Consider the following 20,627-nt stretch of genomic DNA (forward strand, 5'->3'; position numbering starts at 1 on the left):
GGCCAGATGAAGAGGGATCCCGCCTGATCACGTCAGGTTGAGCGAACAGCAAAGCGTTTCCACGACGGAGTCCAGTGCGTTGCTTTGCGTCTGGACGCAGGATTGGGCGGCGCTGCGGGCCCGGGTCAGGGCTTGATCGTCTGAAAGCCAAAGGTCGACCGCCGCAGAGAGATCTGTTTCGGTTCGAACCTCGATGGCGCCACCGGCTTTGATCATCGGCGCGAAAGTTTCAGCAAAATTGAAGTATCCGGGGCCGGTTATCACGGCGGCTCCGGCCTGGGCGGGTTCGAAAGGGTTGTGGCCGCCGATGTTTTTCAGGGAACCGCCCAGGAACACGATGGGAGACAGAGCGTACCATGTGCCGGTCTCGCCCAATGTATCGGCGACATATACCTGGGTTTCGGTTTCGATCGGGGAACTATCTGATCGGAACGCGGCGCTAAGATCGGAGGCGTCCAGTAGTTTTGCGATATCGCAACGGCGCTCTGGGTGGCGGGGGATCAGCAGCAGCAGCAGATCGGGCCAGCGTTCCAGAAGTGATTGATGCGCGGCCAGAACGATTTCCTCTTCACCGGCATGGGTTGAACTGGCGATCCACACAGGTCTGCCAGAAACCTGAGAACCGATGTCATCCAGCGTGCCGTGGTCTATGGGAAGAGGGTCTGACATGGCCTTGAGATTGGTGCCGGGCCGGACGCGGCCGGCAGGGGCACCCATGGCTGTCAGGTTGGCTGCGGTTTTGTCGTTTTGCGTCAGGAACAGGTTGAACTTGTTCAAAACGAACCGCGCTGTTCTGGGGCGTTTTTTCCAACCGGCAACGGACTTGTCCGACAGTCGTGCATTCAGAAGGGCCAGCGGAACGCCGTGTCTGGCGCTTTCGACGATCAACCGCGGCCATATCTCACTCTCGACAAAAACTCCGCCCTCTGGTTGCCAATGGTTCAGAAAGCGCCGGACCGGGCCTGCCGTGTCAAGCGGCGGGAATTGATGCCGTGTACGGGGCGGCAGGCGTTTTCCGATCAGTGCCGCTGAAGTCGGGGTGCCGGAGGTGATCAGAAACTCGGCCTCGGGCAGGCGGTCTGCCAGCCGTCTGATCAGGCTGAGGACCGAAAGGCTTTCACCGACGCTGGCGGCGTGGAACCAGATCAAACGCCCATTTGGTCTGGGCAGGCTGGCATGGCCAAGGCGTTCTTGTTGCCGCTTATCAGGTACGTTTGCTGCACGCAGCTTGTTCCGAACGACCCGCCATATCAGAGGCGCGGCCAGAGACGTTAGGGCGCAGTACACATGGTACAACGCCGTGGGGCGGCCGTCATGATCCGGCATATCAGCCGCCTGTATGGCTCATGTGACGGCTCATCCGGCCATCGACGGCTTGGCGGGAATAGTCGAAGTCATGCCCTTTGGGTTTGAGATTGATCGCAGATCGGATTGCGTCTTCAAGTGGCTGTTCGGTATCGGGATGATCGCGCAGGGCGCCGCGCAGGTCGGCCATGTCTTCCTGACCCAGGCACATGTAAAGCTCGCCCGTGCAAGTCAGGCGAACCCTGTTGCAGCTTTCACAGAAATTGTGCGACAGCGGCGTTATGAAGCCAATTTTCTGGCCGGTTTCCTCGAGCCGCACGTAACGGGCCGGGCCACCGCTGCGTTCGGCCAGATCGGTGACCGAATAGTGGTTTTCGTATTCTTTCCGGACGTCCTTGAGCGACCAGTATTGATCCAGGCGGTCTTCGTTGCCAATATCACCCATGGGCATGACTTCGATCCAGGTCAGATCCATATCCCGCTGGGCGCACCATTCCGTGATTTTGGGAAGTTCGGGCTCGTTGAACCCTTTCAGGGCAACGGCGTTTATCTTGATCCGCAGGCCAGCTTTTTGCGCGGCGTCGATTCCGTTTAAAACCTGTTTCAGGCGACCCCAGCGCGTCACCTTGGCGAACTTGTCATCATCCAGAGTGTCCAGCGAGACATTCACCCGACGCACACCGGCCGCATACAGATCATCGGAAAATCGGTGCAGTTGCGAACCGTTGGTTGTCAGCGTCAGCTCCTTCAATGCACCGCTGTCCAGATGACGTGTCATCGAATTGAAGAACGTCATGATGTTGCGACGCACCAAAGGCTCACCACCCGTAATGCGCAGCTTTTCGACCCCCATTCTGACGAAGGTCGAACACATCCGGTCCAGTTCCTCCAAAGTCAGCAGGTCTTTCTTGGGCAGAAAGGTCATGTTCTCGGACATGCAATACACGCAGCGGAAGTCGCAGCGGTCCGTGACGGAGACGCGGAGATACGTGATGGCGCGGGCAAACGGGTCGATTAGCGGAGCTGTCATGCCATTATAGGTAAAGCTGGAACATGCTCGCGACAAGGGCGAACTGTGCTTTGCGCTGGAACAGCTGGGCGCAGGGTTGTAGGTTTCCGGCATGAAGAAAATACTTGTTTTGACATGCGTAATGACGGCCGGATGCGATGCCGTGCAGTCAACGACTGACCGAGTGTTCGGCGGGGGCGACGCGCCCGCCCAAACGGTGCCTGACACGGAAGCCGGCACCGCAGTTGCCGAAGAGGTGTTGCAGCCCGAACCGGTTTCCGCGCGCCCGAACTGGGTTGGGGCGAAAACCACCATCGCCGGGCTTGGGGATCCGACCACTCCGGGGCGTTGGATGCAGACACCGCTGGTGGACAGCGAAGTTACGGCACGTGTCGTCGTGCCACGAACCGGGGCGCAGGCCTATATTACGTTGGTCCCGGTTCCCGGTCCGGACAGCAGCGGCAGCCGCTTGTCACTGGACGCCATGAGGGCCCTGTTGGTGCCCTTCGACGAACTTGTCGAGCTTGAGGTCTATGTGGACTGATTTTTCAGGTATTTGCCTGCTTCACGGCGGGCAAACGGCTTCATGGCATCACCGTTCTGGTTCAGAAAGGCGATCACGCGTTCTGGGTCATGTTTGGACAGTTCGCGCAGCCACCAGGCTATGGATTTCTGGATGAACCAGTTGCGGTCCGAAACATATCCCGCAGCCCAGCCAAGGATGCGGTCACGGCGGTGCAGATCGTCAGGCTTGGGGTGGTTCTGTTTGGTCCAGGGCAGGGTTGCGACCAAGGCCGCGCGCCGGGTCCACATGTGATCGGACCGGGTCCACAGTTCAACCTCGTCCAACCGTTCGGGATCTGCTGAAAGCCGTTTTTGCATCGCCATGCACGCATGGTCCGCAACGGCCCAGGCATCGAAATCCGGCAGCCAGCTTTGAAGCAAATTCCAAACCGCCCCATCCGGTCGGATGCGTGCCTGAGTCAAAAGCTTGGATGCAGCAAGCCGCCCTTCGTGGATGTTGCTTTGCCATAGCCCGTCCGCCAATGCGACCCGCGCCGGTACGTCCAATTCTTTCCGCCACGCCTTGGTCAGGTCGTTGAGAACCGGGTTCGCGACGCCCAGATATATGCGATCCGCCTTGTGGTAGCTGGCCATCTGGGTCGCCCGCTCGGGGTCACCATGCGCTTTGATCTGATCTAGATATCCACTCAGCATCGGGCTCACATCGGTACGCCGGTTGGCTTTCCATCAATCGTATGGCTGTTCCTTTCCACCCAATACGAGCGGATGTCCTCGTCTGATTTTCCATCCACCCATTTCTGCATCGTATCGCGGTCGGATTGGAATTCCATGAAAGGCACGGCATAGCCGCAAGAGGTCTGCACCATGTCGATCGTCTGGTCATAGATCTGCCGTGCGCTTCGGTGATTTGGGAACAGGCCGGCAAAGTCGTCCCATCCATCATCCCCGACATGCAGGCAACGTGCCGTGCCATAGGTGCGCAGGATCATCGGGCGCGTGGTGAAGGAACACCACATCAGCGTCATCCTGTTGACCTGCAAAAGATGCCCCGCCGTTTCATTGCCACTGCCGGTCAGGTTCATCCAGACGATGCGGTTCGGCCCCAATATCCGCAGCGAATCCATTCCCTTGGGGGAAATATTGACACGACCTTCGGCCCCGGCGGTGCCGACGAAGAACATATGCTGATCTTCGATGAACTTTTGATGCGCTTCCTCAAGCTGCGGGAACTGCTTGGCCATAATTCACTCCACCGTGACCGACTTGGCCAGATTGCGCGGCTGATCCACATCGGTGCCCTTGGCAACCGCCGTGTGATAGGCCAGCAATTGCGCGGGAACCGAATACAGGATCGGTGCAAGACTGGTGTGAACATGCGGCATGCGGATGGTGCTCCAGACTCCGTCGCCGGCCTCGTCAATGCCGTCATCATCAGAGACCAGGATCACCTTGCCCTTGCGCGCCATCACTTCCTGCATGTTCGACACGGTCTTGTCGAACACGGTGTCACGGGGTGCCATGACAACCACGGGCATATGCTTGTCGATCAGGGCGATGGGGCCGTGTTTCAACTCTCCTGACGCATAACCTTCGGCGTGGATATAGCTGATTTCCTTGAGCTTCAGCGCTCCTTCCATTGCCAGCGGATACATCAGGCCACGGCCCAGAAACAGGACGTCGCGCGCCTCGGACAGGCGTTGGGCGGCTTTGCGGATTGCCCGATTCTGATCGAGAGCGGCGTTCAGCACGGTCGGCAACCCGCGCAGAGCGGCGGCATGATCGGCGATGTCCTCACCCGTCATCGTGCCCCGGTCTGCTGCGGCCTTGAGCGCCAGCATCAGCAGCACGCTCAGCTGACAGGTGAAGGCTTTGGTCGAAGCCACGCCGATTTCGACACCGGCATGGATCGGCAAGGCGATATCGCTTTCCCTTGCAATCGAGCTTTCGGGGACATTGACGACCGAAACGATCTTGTCTGCCTTGCCCTCACAGTACCGCAACGCGGCCAGCGTGTCGGCGGTTTCGCCCGACTGGCTGACGAAAAGCGCCAGTGTTCGATCCGTGATAGGAGGCTCGCGATAGCGGAACTCGCTGGCGATATCGACCTCGACCGGCATCTTGGCCAGTTGTTCGAACCAGTATTTCGCGGTCAGGCAGGCGTAAAACGCGGTGCCGCAGGCCACCATGGTCAGACGGTCCAGCTTGCTGAAATCCAGATCGGCATCGGGCAGTGCCACGCGGTCACCACCCGTGGGCAGGTAGGACCGGATCGCCTCTGCCACAACGATGGGCTGTTCAGCGATTTCCTTGGCCATGAAATGCTTGTGCTCGCCCTTGTCCGCGCGCGTATGATCCAGCTTGATCTTGCGCTTTTCCCGGTTGGCCAGCTCACCGGCTTCGTTGCGGATTTCAAGCGACGTTCGCGTCAGAACCGCGCGGTCGCCTTCTTCCAGATATGTGATCTGGTTGGTCAGAGGCGCCAGGGCGATGGCGTCAGAGCCCACATACATCTCACCATCCCCATGTCCGATGGCCAGCGGTGATCCCTTGCGGGCCGCCACGATCAGGTCGTCCTCTCCGTCGAACAGAAAGGCCAGCGCAAAGGCGCCTTCCAACTGGTCGATCGTCTTGAACGCGGCCTCAACCGGGGACAGGCCCGAGTTCAGGTGGTGTTCCGTCATGAGGGCGACCGTTTCCGTGTCGGTTTCGGTTTGGAAATCAACACCATGTTCGGCCAGTTCGGCCCTCAGGTCGCGATAGTTTTCGACGATGCCGTTATGAACGACGGCCACCGGGCCCGCCTTGTGCGGATGTGCATTGTTGACCGACGGGGCGCCATGCGTGGCCCAGCGGGTATGGCCGATGCCGGATTTTCCGGGAAGGGGATCATGCACCAGAAGATCGCTGAGGTTGACCAGCTTGCCAACCGCGCGCCGCCGGCCCAATGCGCCGTCGTTGACGGTTGCAATCCCGGCGCTGTCATAGCCGCGATATTCAAGCCGTTTCAGGGCTTCTACCAGAATAGGGGCGGCCTCGTGCTGCCCCAAAACACCTACTATTCCACACATATCTCAGGCCTTTTTATCGCGGCGAGCCTTTTTCGCCTTCAACATATCAAACAATTTACGTGCATATCCGGGCTTGTTTTCCTGCTTGGCCCGCGCAACAGCCAGCGCATCAGGGTCCACATCCCTGGTCACGACAGTGCCCGTCGCGGTCATCGCGCCGTCGCCCACTGTGACCGGCGCCACCAGCATGGTGTTCGAGCCGACAAAGACATTCTCCCCAATCGTGGTCTTGTGCTTCATCACGCCGTCATAGTTGCAGGTGATCGTGCCTGCGCCGATGTTGGTCGCAGCGCCAACCGAAGCGTCCCCGATATAGCTGAGGTGATTGACCTTCGCGCCTTCGGCGATTTCGGCATTCTTGATCTCGACAAAATTGCCGACCCGCGTGTTTTCGGCCAGTTCGGCACCAGGGCGCAGGCGCGCGTAGGGGCCGACGACAGCGCCCCGGCTGACATGGCAGCCCTCAAGATGCGAAAAGGCGCGGATCGTTGCGCCGCTTTCGACCGTGACGCCCGGTCCGAACACCACATTTGGCTCGATCACCGTATCGCGCCCGACCACCGTATCCGCGGCCAGATACACCGTGTCAGGCGCCATCAAGGTGACACCCAGGTCAAGCAGCTCGGCACGGGCGCGCGCCTGAAATACGGCATCGGCGGCCGCCAGATCAGCGCGAGAGTTCACGCCCAGCGTCTGCGCCTCGTCGCACGCGACTGCGGTCACGTTCAGCCCACGGCGGCGCGCAATTTCAACCACGTCGGTCAAATAGTATTCGCCCGAAGCGTTGTCGTTTCCGACCTCGTCGATCAGCGAAAACAGCAGCTGCGCATTGCAGGCCAAAAGCCCTGAGTTGCAAAATGTTATGGATCGTTCTTCATCCGACGCATCCTTGAATTCGACAATGCGTTCCAGCACGTCGCCATTCATGACCAGCCGGCCATAACGGGCAGGATCGGCTGCTTCAAAGCCAAGAATAACAAGGTCATTCCCGGACCGTGCCTCGATCATCCTCTCCAGCGTGTCGGGCTGCAGGAACGGGGTGTCGCCGTAAAGAACAACCACATCACCTTCGAACCCGCTCAATGCGCTTCGGGCCTGGGCGACCGCATGGGCCGTACCCAACTGGTCTTCCTGCACGGCGATCTGCGCCCCTTCATCCTCGGCCCGTGCAACCTTTGCCACAGCTTCGGACCCGTGGCCGGTGACGATCACGGTATGTTCGGGCGACAGGACAGATCCGGCGCGCATCGCATGGATCAGCATCGGAACCTGAGCGATGGGATGCAGAACTTTGGGAAGGTCCGAATTCATCCTGGTGCCTTTTCCGGCGGCAAGGATGACAAGGGCAGTGGTCATGAATTCGTTTTCTCTTTGTGTTTTGTTGCCGTCCGTTTTATCCGCTGAGGTCAAAGGCGCAAGCCGTTCGGCCATCAAACAAGATTGCCGATTGAAACAGGACACGGCGAAAACCTGCCGAGCAAGGGGGCGAAATGCGCACCGTCATCTTCGATCTGGACGGCACTTTGGCGGATACATCCGGCGATTTGCTGGCGGCCGCGAACCATTGTTTCCGCAAGATGGGGCACGGGGATGTACTGGTCCACGGGCCGGATTCCGGTGTGGCGCTGCGAGGTGGACGCATGATGCTGACCCACGGGCTGAAACGAGTCGGGGCCTATGACGAGGATACGGTGCAGGCCTATTACCCGGTTCTTCTTGAGGCCTACGCGCAGGACATCGACACCCACACCAGTTTCTATCCCGGCGCACTACGGGCGGTCGAGATGCTGAGTGACGCGGGTTACGGTGTGGGCATTTGCACGAACAAACCGGAACATCTGGCCGAATTGTTGCTGACACGCATGGGGGTGCGGGACCGTTTTGCATCTTTGGTCGGGGCAGATACGCTGCCGGTCCGCAAACCGGACCCGGCGCCGTTGCGTGAAGCCGCGCGCCGTGCCGGGGGCGATCCGGACTTGTGCGTGCTGGTCGGAGACTCGGATACTGACCGCAACACCGCCAGGGCGGCGGGCGTTCCTTCGGTGCTGGTTACCTTCGGGCCATCGGGGGATGACATGGCGGCGCTGGAACCCGAAGCCCTTCTGCATCATTTTGATGACTTGCCCGGCCTCGTGCCTGATCTGATCGGTGCGGCAGCCTGAAACCTTGACCGGAACCTTTCGGAGCCTCAGAACAAGACCATGACCGACGTATTCTCTGGCAGCTTTACGCAGCAGGAACCCCTTCCGGAAGAAGCAATCGAAGCGGCACTGGCCGTTCTGCGCCATGGACGTCTGCATCGTTACAATGTCGTCCCCGGAGAGTTGGGGGAAACGGCCCTGCTGGAGCAGGAATTTGCGGCGCAGATGGGGGCCAAATACTGTCTGGCGGTTTCGTCTGGCGGTTACGCTCTGGCCACGGCCCTGCGTGCGGTTGGCGTGCAGCCGGGCGACCCGGTTTTGACCAATGCGTTTACGCTGGCGCCGGTGCCGGGGTCGATTGCCTCGGTCGGAGGGCAGGCAATTTTTGTGGGAGTGACGGAAGAGCTGACCATCGATCTGGATGATCTAGAGGGCAAGCTGGATCAAGCGCGTGTTCTGATGCTCAGCCATATGCGTGGGCATCTGTGTGATATGGACCGGCTGATGCAGATGTGTGACGCGACCGGGGTGATCGTGATCGAGGATTGCGCACACACGATGGGTGCAGCCTGGCGCGGTCAGTTGTCAGGACGGCAGGGCGCGATCGGGTGTTATTCCTGCCAGACCTACAAGCATGTCAATTCGGGCGAAGGGGGCTTGCTGGTCACCGATGACGAGGAACTGGCGGCCAAGGCTACGATGTTGTCGGGGTCCTACATGCTGTACGAACGCCATCTTGCGGCGCCGGGGCCGGACGTGTTCGAACGGATCAAATACACCACGCCCAACGTCTCGGGCCGGATGGACAATTTGCGCGCCGCCATCCTGCGCCCGCAATTGCGGGATCTGGACCGGCAGGTGGAACGGTGGAACGAACGTTATCGCGAGATCGAAGCCGGGTTGCGGGGCACGCCGGGACTGACGATCGTCGAACGGCCCGAAGAAGAAACCTATGTCGGGTCTTCGATTCAGTTCTTGCTGCTGGATTGGGTGCCTGAACGGATAGCCGAAGTCATCAGCCGTTGCGCCGCGCGTGGGGTTGAGCTGAAGTGGTTCGGCGGTGCCGAACCGACAGGATTCACGTCGCGCTATGACAGTTGGCGATATTTCGATAGCGAGCGGATGCCTGAAAGTGACCGCGTTCTGGCCGGCGTTATGGATATGCGCGTGCCTTTGACGTTTTCCCTGGAGGATTGTCGATTGATCGCCCGGATCATCCGGGCTGAGGTGAGCGCGGTTTATCAGTCTTGACCAAGCGGAGTGCGCCTGCGGCGCACGCTCGATCTTTTGAAACGCCGCCCTTTTCGGGGCGGCGTTTTCTGTTTCGGACGCGCTGCCACAAAGATTGACCGGCGGCAGATTCGCTGCTAGAGATTTATTGAACACTTGTTCATTAAAGCGGAGGGAAGACGCAGATGTTCATGGCCACGATGAAATTCGATCTGGGTGAGGATGTGAATGCCCTGCGCGAGATGGTGCATCGCTGGGCGCAGGAGCGAGTCAAGCCGATGGCGGCCGAGATCGACGCCACCAATGCCTTTCCGAATGAGCTGTGGAAAGAGATGGGAGAGCTTGGTCTGCTGGGTGTTACCGTGCCGGAAGAGTACGGCGGTGCAGGCATGTCTTATCTGGCGCATACGATCGCCGTCGAAGAGGTCGCGCGCGCTTCAGCTTCGGTTTCTTTGTCATACGGGGCGCATTCGAACCTGTGCGTGAACCAGATCAAGCTGAACGGCAATGAAGAACAGAAGCAAAAGTACCTGCCGAGGCTTATCTCGGGCGAGCATGTGGGGGCGCTGGCCATGTCGGAACCTTCGGCCGGGTCGGATGTGGTGTCGATGAAGCTGCGCGCCGAAAAGCGGAACGACCATTACCGTCTGAACGGCAACAAATACTGGATCACCAACGGGCCGGATGCGGATACTCTGGTGGTTTATGCCAAGACGGACCCCGATGCCGGATCAAAGGGTATTACCGCATTTCTGATCGAAAAAGAGATGAAGGGTTTTTCAACCTCGCCCCATTTCGACAAGCTGGGTATGCGCGGGTCGAACACGGCTGAGCTGATCTTTGAAGATGTAGAGGTTCCGTTCGAGAACGTGTTGGGCGAAGAGGGCAAGGGTGTTGCCGTGCTCATGTCGGGGCTGGATTATGAACGGGTCGTGCTGGCAGGCATCGGGACCGGCATCATGGCCGCCTGTCTGGACGAAGTGATGCCTTATCTGGCTGAACGCAAGCAGTTCGGCAAACCCATCGGCAGCTTTCAGTTGATGCAGGGCAAGATTGCCGACATGTACACCGCGATGAACTCGGCGCGGGCCTATGTTTACGAAGTCGCCAAGGCGTGTGACCGCGGTGACGTGACCCGGCAGGATGCGGCAGCGTGTTGCCTTTACGCGTCGGAACAGGCGATGGTTCAGGCCCATCAGGCGGTTCAGGCGCTGGGCGGGGCGGGCTTCCTGTCGGATGCGCCGGTCAGCCGGATTTTCCGGGATGCCAAGCTGATGGAGATCGGTGCAGGCACCAGCGAGATTCGCCGGATGCTGATCGGCCGCGAAATGATGAATGAAATGCTCTGAAAGAAAAAACACCCTGCGGACGAGGTAACCGCAGGGCGCTTTGGAAACGGGATCAGAACCGATGGACGTAGGAAACACCGACCAGCCAGGGATCGATTTCCGCGGTGCCGATGGGGGCGCCGTTGAGCGAGACGTCCGAGTCAATGTCGAACCAGCGCACGTTCAGGCGGATCGCCCCGTTGTCGGTGACCATGTAATCCAGACCGGCCTGCAACGAGACGCCGAAGGAGTCATCGACCTTGATGTTGCCCAGGGGCGATTGCTCGTCGAAGAAGATCGTATAGTTGAGACCGGCGCCGACATAGGGTTTCCAGGCGCTGTTGGTCGGGAAGTGATAATTCAGCGACAGGGTGGGCGGCAGGTGCTTGACCGTGGCCGCGTCCGTACCGCCAAGGGCCACGGTGTGTTTGAACGGGGTCGCCGCCAGAAGCTCAATGCCCAGGTTGTCGCGAATAAAGTACTCGGCGGTGAAAATCGGGCGGGTGTCCGCGTCGATCGTCGCTGCCGCACCGGCCAGCGTGCCGTTGTCGGATTTCGGATCCAGATAGCCAACACCGATACCCAGCGTCCAGTCCCCTTGCGACTGGGCCAAAGTCGGAGCCGCCAGGGCGACCAGCGCGGTAGACAGTGTCAAAGCGGCGAGTTTCTTTGTCATATTCTTGCCTTTGGTTATGTTGATGCTCTTGGTTTCGCAAAGGCGGTGTCCGGCCACTCTGATCTGCATCAAGTTTGTGTGATGTGTCCGCCCAAGGTCAGGTCGCGAAGCATCAGGAAAACACGGGGAATTCGCGTTGTTGCACGCTGAGCGCATACCGGGTTTGCGCTCAGGAGGAGGCTGGGACATACCGGACCGGCTGAACATGGCGCAGCAATGTCTGAACCATCCGGGTGATCAGGTGGCGCTTATTGATCTGACCGGATCAGGGCAGCGGCTGACAACCTATGGGCAACTGGCGCAAATGGCTGATGGGATTGCCCGCGCCCTGCTGGCCCGCGTCCGGCCCGGTGATCGGGTCGGAGTGCTGCTGAGTCAGTCACCCTGGTGTGCGGCAGCTCATCTGGCGATCTGGAAGATCGGCGCGATTTCGGTGCCCTTGTTCAAGTTATTCAAACGGGATGCGCTGCGGTCGCGGGCGGGCGATGCAGGCGTTCAGATCGTGCTGACTGATGCTGAAGGGGTGGATTTGCTGGGCGATCTGGCTGAACCTCTGATCGCATCCGAAATTGGCGTGGCCGGTCCTGCGCTGCCCTATGCTGCGACAGGGCCCGAGGATCCTGCCGTATTGATCTACACCTCTGGTACAACCGGCAGCCCCAAAGGCGCACTGCACGGGCATCGGGTTCTGACCGGGCATGTGCCGGGTGTCTCGATCAGCCACAATCACCTGCGCGAAGGAGACTGCCTGTGGACCCCGGCGGATTGGGCGTGGATCGGCGGGTTGTTCGATGTGCTGATGCCGGGCCTTGCGCTGGGCATTCCTGTTGTCGCGGCACGGCTTGAGAAATTCACCCCCGAGGCCTGCGCTGACATCATCGCGCGTGGCGGGGTGCGGAACGTCTTTTTCCCACCAACGGCGCTGCGAATGCTCAAGGCAGCAGATCAGGTGATCCCCGGTCTGCGCTCGGTCGCGTCCGGGGGTGAACCGCTGGGTGCCGAAATGCTGGCATGGGGACAGAAGGCCTTTGGTCTGACGATCAACGAGTTTTACGGCCAGACCGAGTGCAACATGGTCGTATCTTCCTGCGCCGAAGATTTCCCTGTGCGCCCCGGCTGTATCGGCCAACCGGTGCCGGGGCATGAGGTTGCGGTGATTGATGAGGACGGAAACCCGACCGGGGACGAGGGCGACGTCGCCATCCGGCGCGGCTCGGCCTCGATGCTGCTGGAATACTGGAACCGCCCCGAAGCGACCTCCGACAAGTTCCGCGGCGATTGGCTGATCACCGGTGATCGCGGCGTGTGGGAGGGCGACTATCTGCGCTTTGTCGGTCGGGACGATGACGTGATCACGTCCGCTGGGTATCGCATCGGCCCCGCCGAGATCGAGGATTGCCTGCTGACCCACCCAGCTGTGGCGACTGTGGGTGTGGTCGGCAAACCCGACCCGCTGCGGACTGAGATCGTGAAGGCCTATGTGGTGTTGAAGCCGGGTGCTGAGGCGGCGGAGCAGGAGTTGCAGGACTGGGTCAAGGACCGTTTGGCGCACTATTCCTATCCGCGCGAGATAGAGTTTCTGGAGGAACTGCCGATGACCGTGACGGGGAAGGTTATTCGGAAGGAATTGAAGGCGCGGGCGGCAGGGGAGTCAGAGTCATGAAAATTGATGGTTCGGGCGAAGATATGCAGCGTTTTCTGAATGATGTAGATCAAAAGTTTTATTCAGAGTTTGATCCGTTTTATTTCTGGACCTTAGCTGAAAGCTTGAACAAAGCAGTTCCGAGTAACATGCGAATTCAGGATCTGGATTCTGGAGAAGTTCTAAATGAGCACCCCCTTCTCGAAGAGCTTCAGAAATCGCGCGCGCAGTATAAGGAATATGCTACTCACACCATTAGGGCGTTGCGCTATTTTTCTTCTGAAACATTGGTGTTGTTCATTTTATGCGGCTCGGACTTCGGGCCATTTGCTCGAATTGCGTCGGTCATACGAGAGAGGCAGTTGGCCGAGGTGTACAAGGCACTGAGAAATCAGAAAGTGCCCAACGGATTTGAGGTTGCATTGGACGGGCAATCGTTGCCGTTTGAAGATTGGTTGTCTTACCAACTGTTTGGTGCTCCGGAACAGTTGGATGCCGCAACCCTGAGAAACATCCAGAAGTTGATTGAGGAAGAAGTCAATCTGCTTTCGGAGCGTGGTGCAATAAATGCATTTAAGCATGGCAAACCCACGTATTTTGGCCCCGGTGTCGCATTAAGAGTTAAGAATGAAGTTGGTGCTTATAGTTCGCTTAACGAAGTGGTCGATGGGCTGAATTGGGTGGACTGGTGTGAAAGTAAAGACGGGGACTTCTCTGTGGCTTTCGGAACCGAAGAATTGAATTCAGAGCAGGACCTGAAGCGGCTCATGGCTGTCTCTTTACTGCTTCACTCGATTTGTCAGATCAGAATGGCAACTTTGAGAGGGGATACGCAAGTCAATGTGTCTCTCCCAAATGACTTTGAAACGGGGCTTTCTGTAAAAAGGCAGAAGTTCAAATTAGCATTCAGGAGAACGGGAGTGCAGGGCCAATGAAACTCACATCCAAAGCCATGCCCGCATCTGAGGGCTTCAAAGCCAATCGCGCGGCCCACCTCGACGCGCTGGCGCAAATCTCTGCCGCAGCCGAAGCAGCCCGCATGGGGGGCGGTGAGAAATCCCGAGCGCGGCATGAATCCCGAGGCAAGATGTTGCCGCGCAGGCGGGTGGCGAACCTGCTTGATCCGGGGTCGCCGTTCCTTGAAATCGGGGCGACAGCGGCACATGGGATGTATGGCGGTGCCGCGCCCTGTGCTGGGGTGATTGCGGGCATTGGCCTTGTGCAGGGGCAGCAGGTTATGGTTGTGTGCAATGATGCCACCGTGAAAGGCGGCACCTACTATCCGATGACGGTCAAAAAACACCTGCGGGCGCAGGAGATTGCCGAGGAAAACCATCTGCCCTGTATCTATCTGGTCGACAGCGGTGGCGCGAACCTGCCCAATCAGGATGAGGTCTTTCCCGACCGCGATCACTTTGGCCGCATTTTCTACAATCAGGCGCGGATGAGCGCGAAGGGGATCGCTCAGATCGCCGTGGTCATGGGGTCATGCACGGCCGGTGGCGCCTATGTGCCGGCGATGTCGGATGTGACGATCATCGTCAAGGAACAGGGCACGATCTTTCTGGCCGGCCCGCCGCTGGTCAAGGCAGCAACGGGAGAGGTCGTCAGCGCCGAAGATCTGGGCGGCGGCGATGTGCACACGCGCCTGTCCGGCGTGGCCGATTATCTGGCCGAGGATGATGCCCACGCGCTGGCCTTGGCCCGTCGGGCGGTTAAGTCACTCAACCGCCGCAAGCCGCAGACGGTGGACTGGGCCAGCCCCGAAGATCCGGCCTATGACCCCGAGGAAATCCTGGGCGTTATCCCTGCTGATCTGCGCACGCCCTATGACATCCGTGAAGTGATTGCGCGTCTGGTCGATGGGTCTCGGTTCGACGAATTCAAACCGCGCTTCGGCGAAACGCTGGTCACGGGGTTTGCCCATGTCAAAGGCTGTCCGGTTGGGATCATCGCCAATAACGGCGTGCTGTTTTCCGAAGCCGCGCAGAAGGGCGCCCATTTCGTCGAGCTGTGTTCGCAACGCAAAATCCCGCTTGTGTTCCTGCAAAACATCACCGGCTTCATGGTGGGCCGCAAATACGAGAACGAAGGCATCGCGCGCCACGGCGCCAAGATGGTGACGGCGGTGGCGACCACTTCGGTGCCCAAGATCACGATGCTGGTCGGCGGCTCGTTTGGTGCTGGAAACTACGGCATGGCTGGTCGTGCCTATCAGCCGCGCTTTCTGTGGACCTGGCCGAATTCGCGCATTTCTGTGATGGGCGGCGAGCAGGCCGCTGGCGTTCTGGCCACCGTCAAACGCGACGGGATAGAACGGCAGGGTGGCACGTGGTCCGCCGAAGAGGAGGCCGAGTTCAAACGCCCGACGCTGGATATGTTCGAGGAACAGTCGCATCCACTCTATGCCTCGGCCCGACTGTGGGATGACGGCATCATTGACCCGCGCAAGAGCCGCGATGTGCTGGCCCTGTCGCTCAGCGCCGCTCTGAATGCCTCGATCGAGGAGACACGTTTCGGCGTGTTCAGGATGTGAGATGAGCGAGAGTTTGAAAGACATATTAGCCCGTTATCCCGGTGCACAAACCTTCAAATTCGGCGACAACCCCGTGCTGAGTTCAGAGCTTCTGGCCTTGGTCCGTTCTGGCCGTAAAACAGCGACCTGCGACGCGCTCAGAAACTATCCTGATGACAGCCTTGAGATGCCCAAGTCCGGTCGCCGCGATATTGCGCTGAACTGGGATGACACTCCGGCGTTGGTCATTGAAACCGTTGATATTTCGATCCAGCGTTACTGCGATGTGACCGAGGAATTCGCCTTGGCGGAAGGTGAAAATGAAACGCTTGAAGGATGGCGGGAAGATCATCGTCGATATTTCCAACGAAACGGCGACTTTGATCCCGAGATGAAACTCGTGTGCGAACGGTTCCGTCTCGTCGAAGATCTGGCATTGGAAGGGTGAAGGCCATGTTCAACAAAATTCTGATTGCCAACCGGGGTGAGATCGCCTGCCGGGTGATGGAAACGGCTCAGAGCATGGGCGTGTCCTGCGTTGCTGTTTATTCCGATGCGGATGCAGCCGCAAAACATGTTCAGATGGCGGATGAGGCGGTTCATATTGGCGGCCCGGCCCCGGCGGACAGCTATTTGAAGGGTGATGTGATCATTCAGGCCGCGCTGGACACCGGCGCGCAGGCGATCCATCCGGGATACGGCTTTTTGTCCGAGAATCCCGATTTCGTGGATGCCGTGCAGGCGGCGGGGCTGACGTTCATCGGCCCCTCGGCGGATGCGATCCGCAAGATGGGCCTCAAGGACGCGGCCAAGGTTCTGATGGAGAAGGCCGGCGTTCCGGTCGTGCCAGGTTATCACGGCGACAATCAGGACCCCGAGCATCTGGCAGGTGCGGCGGATGCAATCGGCTATCCGGTTCTGATCAAGGCCGTTGCGGGCGGCGGCGGCAAGGGGATGCGCCTTGTCGAACGCCCCGAGGATTTCGCGACCGCGCTCGACAGCGCGCGGGGCGAGGCCCGGACCGCCTTCGGCAATGATGCCGTGCTGGTCGAAAAATTCGTGGCCAAACCCCGCCATATCGAAGTGCAGGTGTTCGGCGATGGTACTCATGCCGTGCATCTGTTCGAAAGGGACTGCTCGTTGCAGCGCCGCCATCAGAAGGTGATCGAAGAAGCCCCCGCCCCGGGCATGACGTCTGAGATGCGCGAGGCTATGGGTCAGGCCGGCGTGCGGGCCGCCGAGGCGATCGGCTATAAAGGCGCGGGCACGGTCGAATTCATCGTCGATGCCTCGGACGGGCTGCGCCCCGACAGATTCTGGTTCATGGAAATGAACACGCGCCTTCAGGTGGAGCACCCGGTGACAGAGGCGATCACGGGGATCGACCTGGTCGAGTGGCAGCTTCGCGTGGCCGCAGGCGAGAGCCTTCCCAAGAAACAGGATGATCTTGCGATCTCTGGCCATGCCTTCGAGGCTCGTCTGTATGCCGAGGATGTGCCGAAAGGGTTCCTGCCCGCGACGGGGACGCTGACTCATCTGGTTTTCCCCGGCACGTGTCGCGCCGATAGCGGCGTTCGCGCCGGGGACACGATCAGCCCGTGGTATGACCCGATGATCGCCAAGGTGGTGGTGCATGGATCGACGCGTGCCGTTGCACTTGAGACGTTAAACCGGGTGCTGCAACAGACCGAAGTTGCGGGTACCGTTACCAATCTGGCCTTTCTGGGCGCGTTGACGCGTCACGAAGGATTTGCCTCGGGCGATGTCGATACGGGGCTGATCGGGCGGGACCTTGAAATGTTGGTGCAGGAACCCGAGCCGTCGGATGTTACCGCGGTCGCGGCTGCGATGACAGCATTGGATCTGGTGGATGTCGATCCGGAAACCGGGTTTTCGCTGTGGGCGCCGCTGCATCGTGCCGTGCATTTGTCCCGTCGCGACGACGTGCTGGATCTGGATGTGCAGGTCGATGGGCCGGATCGCCAGATTTGGCAGATTGGCAAAAACCGCGTCGTTGCGGACCGCACCGCCGGGCGCTGGATGTTGAACGACACGCCGATGCCTCGCGTTGCTGCACAAAACGGGACCCTGACGGTTTTCACCGATTACGGTCAGAGCTTTGACGTCATCGATCCGCTGGACCGCGATACCAGCGCGACCGGCGACACCAATGTGATCGAGGCGCCTATGCCCGGTCTGGTCAAAGCCGTTTTTGCCACAGCGGGACAAACCGTACAGAAAGGCGATCGTCTGGCCATTTTGGAAGCGATGAAGATGGAGCATTCGCTGCTTGCGGCGCGGGACGGGATCGTTGCCGAAGTGCTGGTCGGGGATGGTTCGCAGGTCGAAGCCGGGGCTGCCTTGGTGAGGTTGGAGGAAGAAGCTTGATCTGTACCCGCGCAACGCGGCGTGCCAAGGTCAGACGATATTTGCTTGAAACGACGACAATCCAGAAGGGGGGCGGACATGGGTGAGCTGGTCGAAATCTATGAGGTCGGGCCGCGCGACGGGCTGCAAAACGAAAAACGCGAAATACCGGTCGCGGACAAGATCGCCTTGATCGACTGTCTCAGCCGGGCGGGGTTTCGCCGGATCGAAGTTGCAAGCTTCGTGTCCCCGAAATGGGTGCCGCAGATGGCGGGTTCCGCTCAGGTGCTGGGGGGGATCACGCGTGCGAATGGGGTGCGCTATGCCGCGCTGACGCCGAACATGCATGGCTATGGCGACGCGCTGGCGGCCAGGGCGGACGAGATTGCCGTGTTTGCCTCGGCCTCCGAAGGATTCTCGAAGGCCAATATCAATGCATCCATCGCCGAGTCGATTGAGCGGTTCACGCCGATTCTGGAGGCGGCGCGCCATATCGACCTGCCGGTTCGAGGCTATGTCTCATGCGTGACGGATTGCCCATATGACGGCCCGACGCCGCCCGAAAAAGTGGCTGAGGTTGCTGATCGGCTTTTTGCGCTGGGCTGTTACGAGGTTTCGCTGGGCGACACGATTGGGCAGGCAACTCCGGACAAGGTTGCACATATGCTTCTGGCGGTGCGCGAAAGGGTTCCGGTGACACGGCTGGCGGGGCATTTCCATGACACCAACGGGCGTGCGATCGACAACATCGATGCGGCATTGGCGCTGGGCGTGCGGGTGTTCGATGCAGCCGTGGGAGGGTTGGGCGGTTGCCCCTACGCCCCGGGTGCGGCCGGTAACGTGGCGACCGAGGAGGTTGCGGCACATTTGCATCGGCTGGGATACGAAACTGGCCTGGATATCGACGTTGTTGAAGAGGCCGCGCAGATGGCCAGGGCTTTGCGGGGCTGACATGTTTGAAACGATCACGATCTCGACGGATAGGCGTGGTGTCGCGACGCTCACCCTGAACCGGCCGGAAAAACACAATGCCATGTCGGGGCAGATGATCACGGAATTGACCGACGCCGCATCGCAACTTGGTCAGGATGACGCGGTCCGGGCGGTCGTTCTGGCCGCGGCGGGCAGGACGTTTTGTGCCGGCGGTGATCTGGGGTGGATGCAGGACCAGATGGCGGCTGACAAAAAGACGCGTTTTGTCGAGGCGCGCAAACTGGCCGAGATGTTGCAGGCTCTGAACACGATGCCAAAGCCTCTGATCGGGGCGTTGCAGGGCAATGCCTTTGGGGGCGGGGTGGGCATGGCGGCCGTGTGCGATGTCGCGATCGGGGTCGACAGTCTGATGATGGGGTTGACCGAAACGCGCCTGGGGCTGATCCCCGCAACAATTGGCCCCTATGTCATCGCCCGCATGGGCGAAGCCCGCGCGCGCCGGGTCTTCATGTCGGCCCGTCTGTTCGATGCGTCCGAGGCCGTTGATCTGGGCCTGCTGGCGAAAACCGTGTCGGCAGATCGGCTTTCGGAGGCCGTTGAGGACGAAATTCGCCCCTATTTGTCTTGCGCGCCCGGGGCGGTTGCCTCTGCCAAGGCGCTGGTGCGCGCTTTGGGGCCGCGCATCGACGATGCCGTGATCGATCAGACCATAGGCGAGTTGGTCGAGCGGTGGGAAACACACGAGGCACGCGAAGGGATCGCGGCGTTTTTTGAAAAACGAAAACCTGCATGGAATAAGTAGGTTTTACAAGGTTCCGCCATGCCAATGCCAAACGCCGGTGCTGCGATTCTATGCCGCGCTGTCAAGCGCAGGTTTGATCGCGAAGGGGGCTGTGTTCGGTTGACCCTCTGACCCCGCAGGGATAGAGAATGTCCAGTCAACACGCCAATTGACGGCGCACCCGACAAGACATGTGCGCAGGAAAGGAGCTATTCGTGGAAGACCTGCTGCGGGAGTACCTCCCGATTCTGGTGTTTCTGGCCGTTGCCGTTGGTCTTGGGATCGTCTTGATTCTGGCCGCCGTCGTACTGGCCGTCCGCAATCCCGACCCCGAAAAGGTCAGCGCATATGAATGTGGTTTCAATGCCTTCGACGATGCGCGGATGAAATTCGACGTCCGATTCTATCTGGTCTCGATTCTGTTCATCATCTTCGATCTTGAAATTGCCTTCCTGTTTCCCTGGGCCGTCGGCTTCAAGGACATCAGCGATGTTGGGTTCTGGTCCATGATGGTGTTCCTGGGCGTTCTGACCATCGGCTTTGCCTATGAATGGAAGAAAGGGGCGCTGGAATGGGAGTGATGACAGGTGCCAACACTGCCGGTGTCGACAAGGAAGTCGCCACCCAGGCCCTGAACGCCGAGTTGCAGGACAAAGGTTTCCTGCTGACCTCGACCGAGGACATCATCAACTGGGCCCGGACCGGATCGCTGCACTGGATGACCTTTGGTTTGGCCTGCTGCGCGGTTGAGATGATGCATACCTCGATGCCGCGTTATGATGCGGAACGGTTCGGCATTGCGCCTCGGGCGTCCCCGCGCCAGTCGGACGTGATGATCGTGGCGGGAACGCTGACCAACAAGATGGCGCCCGCGCTGCGCAAGGTCTATGACCAGATGCCCGAGCCGCGCTATGTGATCTCGATGGGGTCCTGCGCCAATGGCGGTGGGTATTACCACTATTCCTATTCCGTCGTGCGTGGCTGTGACCGGGTTGTTCCGGTGGACATCTATGTGCCCGGCTGCCCTCCGACTGCTGAGGCACTGCTTTACGGTCTGATGCAGTTGCAACGCAAAATCCGCCGTACCGGCACAATTGTCCGCTGAGG

General features: G+C 59.7%; 20 protein-coding genes. 13 read left to right on the forward strand and 7 right to left on the reverse strand.

Going from position 1 to position 20,627, the window contains the following annotated elements:
* Positions 1-27: 27 nt before the first annotated feature.
* Positions 28-1,326: a 3-deoxy-D-manno-octulosonic acid transferase gene (locus ACR0LI_RS02495; RefSeq protein ID WP_480490600.1), complete on the reverse strand. Its 1,299-nt coding sequence runs from the start codon at positions 1,324-1,326 to the stop codon at positions 28-30.
* Position 1,327: 1 nt separating this feature from the next.
* A complete protein-coding gene (moaA, locus tag ACR0LI_RS02500; RefSeq protein WP_171631101.1) occupies positions 1,328-2,335 on the reverse strand; it encodes a GTP 3',8-cyclase MoaA in 1,008 nt (335 codons plus the stop codon).
* A gap of 91 nt (positions 2,336-2,426) precedes the next feature.
* Here moaA and ACR0LI_RS02505 point away from each other — a divergent pair, with 91 nt between their 5' ends.
* A complete protein-coding gene (locus ACR0LI_RS02505) occupies positions 2,427-2,858 on the forward strand; it encodes a hypothetical protein (RefSeq protein ID WP_171631103.1) in 432 nt (143 codons plus the stop codon).
* Here the strand turns inward: ACR0LI_RS02505 and ACR0LI_RS02510 are convergent.
* From ACR0LI_RS02510 to glmU, 4 genes are read right to left on the reverse strand one after another with little or no spacing between them, the layout of a single operon-like run.
* Complete coding sequence (locus tag ACR0LI_RS02510) at positions 2,846-3,532, reverse strand: DNA alkylation repair protein (protein ID WP_171631105.1); 687 nt, start codon at positions 3,530-3,532, stop codon at positions 2,846-2,848. The genes ACR0LI_RS02505 and ACR0LI_RS02510 overlap by 13 nt on opposite strands.
* Positions 3,533-3,537: 5 nt before the next feature.
* Positions 3,538-4,080 (reverse strand): pyridoxamine 5'-phosphate oxidase family protein, encoded by a 543-nt coding sequence (locus ACR0LI_RS02515; protein WP_171631107.1) that lies wholly within the window; start codon positions 4,078-4,080, stop codon positions 3,538-3,540.
* A 3-nt stretch (positions 4,081-4,083) separates the two neighbouring features.
* Positions 4,084-5,907 carry a glutamine--fructose-6-phosphate transaminase (isomerizing) gene (gene glmS / locus ACR0LI_RS02520; RefSeq protein WP_171722947.1) on the reverse strand — a complete coding sequence of 608 codons (1,824 nt, stop codon included), beginning with the start codon at positions 5,905-5,907 and terminating at the stop codon, positions 4,084-4,086.
* A gap of 3 nt (positions 5,908-5,910) precedes the next feature.
* Positions 5,911-7,263, reverse strand: a complete 1,353-nt coding sequence (gene glmU, locus ACR0LI_RS02525; protein WP_480490594.1) for a bifunctional UDP-N-acetylglucosamine diphosphorylase/glucosamine-1-phosphate N-acetyltransferase GlmU — start codon at positions 7,261-7,263, stop codon at positions 5,911-5,913.
* Positions 7,264-7,397: 134 nt separating this feature from the next.
* Between glmU and ACR0LI_RS02530 the strand changes: the two genes are divergently transcribed.
* From ACR0LI_RS02530 to ACR0LI_RS02540, 3 genes are all read left to right on the forward strand, one after another.
* Positions 7,398-8,069 (forward strand): HAD-IA family hydrolase, encoded by a 672-nt coding sequence (locus ACR0LI_RS02530; RefSeq protein WP_480717960.1) that lies wholly within the window; start codon positions 7,398-7,400, stop codon positions 8,067-8,069.
* A 39-nt stretch (positions 8,070-8,108) separates the two neighbouring features.
* Entirely contained in the window at positions 8,109-9,299 is a 1,191-nt protein-coding gene (locus ACR0LI_RS02535) for a DegT/DnrJ/EryC1/StrS family aminotransferase (protein WP_480717961.1), read from the forward strand.
* A gap of 164 nt (positions 9,300-9,463) precedes the next feature.
* Entirely contained in the window at positions 9,464-10,627 is a 1,164-nt protein-coding gene (locus tag ACR0LI_RS02540; protein WP_171115013.1) for an isovaleryl-CoA dehydrogenase, read from the forward strand.
* Between the two features lie 52 nt (positions 10,628-10,679).
* Here ACR0LI_RS02540 and ACR0LI_RS02545 read toward each other — a convergent pair whose 3' ends face one another.
* Positions 10,680-11,282 (reverse strand): OmpW/AlkL family protein, encoded by a 603-nt coding sequence (locus tag ACR0LI_RS02545; RefSeq protein ID WP_480717962.1) that lies wholly within the window; start codon positions 11,280-11,282, stop codon positions 10,680-10,682.
* Between the two features lie 205 nt (positions 11,283-11,487).
* Between ACR0LI_RS02545 and ACR0LI_RS02550 the strand changes: the two genes are divergently transcribed.
* From ACR0LI_RS02550 to ACR0LI_RS02590, 9 genes are all read left to right on the forward strand, one after another.
* Positions 11,488-12,945 carry an AMP-binding protein gene (locus tag ACR0LI_RS02550; protein WP_480717963.1) on the forward strand — a complete coding sequence of 486 codons (1,458 nt, stop codon included), beginning with the start codon at positions 11,488-11,490 and terminating at the stop codon, positions 12,943-12,945.
* Positions 12,942-13,859, forward strand: coding sequence for a hypothetical protein (locus ACR0LI_RS02555; protein WP_480717964.1), 918 nt, complete (start codon positions 12,942-12,944; stop codon positions 13,857-13,859). The genes ACR0LI_RS02550 and ACR0LI_RS02555 overlap by 4 nt, the downstream gene beginning before the upstream one ends.
* Positions 13,856-15,460 carry a carboxyl transferase domain-containing protein gene (locus ACR0LI_RS02560; protein ID WP_480717965.1) on the forward strand — a complete coding sequence of 535 codons (1,605 nt, stop codon included), beginning with the start codon at positions 13,856-13,858 and terminating at the stop codon, positions 15,458-15,460. Before ACR0LI_RS02555 ends, ACR0LI_RS02560 begins: the two co-directional genes overlap by 4 nt.
* Before the next feature lies 1 nt (position 15,461).
* Positions 15,462-15,887: an ASCH domain-containing protein gene (locus ACR0LI_RS02565; RefSeq protein WP_209832585.1), complete on the forward strand. Its 426-nt coding sequence runs from the start codon at positions 15,462-15,464 to the stop codon at positions 15,885-15,887.
* Between the two features lie 5 nt (positions 15,888-15,892).
* Positions 15,893-17,827 (forward strand): acetyl/propionyl/methylcrotonyl-CoA carboxylase subunit alpha, encoded by a 1,935-nt coding sequence (locus tag ACR0LI_RS02570; RefSeq protein WP_480717966.1) that lies wholly within the window; start codon positions 15,893-15,895, stop codon positions 17,825-17,827.
* A 78-nt stretch (positions 17,828-17,905) separates the two neighbouring features.
* A complete protein-coding gene (locus ACR0LI_RS02575) occupies positions 17,906-18,757 on the forward strand; it encodes a hydroxymethylglutaryl-CoA lyase (protein WP_480717967.1) in 852 nt (283 codons plus the stop codon).
* 1 nt (position 18,758) lies between these two features.
* Positions 18,759-19,541: a crotonase/enoyl-CoA hydratase family protein gene (locus ACR0LI_RS02580; RefSeq protein WP_210092587.1), complete on the forward strand. Its 783-nt coding sequence runs from the start codon at positions 18,759-18,761 to the stop codon at positions 19,539-19,541.
* A 194-nt stretch (positions 19,542-19,735) separates the two neighbouring features.
* A complete protein-coding gene (locus ACR0LI_RS02585; protein WP_050602775.1) occupies positions 19,736-20,101 on the forward strand; it encodes an NADH-quinone oxidoreductase subunit A in 366 nt (121 codons plus the stop codon).
* On the forward strand, positions 20,092-20,625 hold the full coding sequence (locus ACR0LI_RS02590) for a NuoB/complex I 20 kDa subunit family protein (RefSeq protein ID WP_010442777.1): 534 nt from the start codon (positions 20,092-20,094) through the stop codon (positions 20,623-20,625). The genes ACR0LI_RS02585 and ACR0LI_RS02590 overlap by 10 nt, the downstream gene beginning before the upstream one ends.
* Positions 20,626-20,627 lie beyond the last annotated feature (2 nt).

The sequence above is a fragment of the Ruegeria sp. CL7 genome (assembly GCF_056536445.1).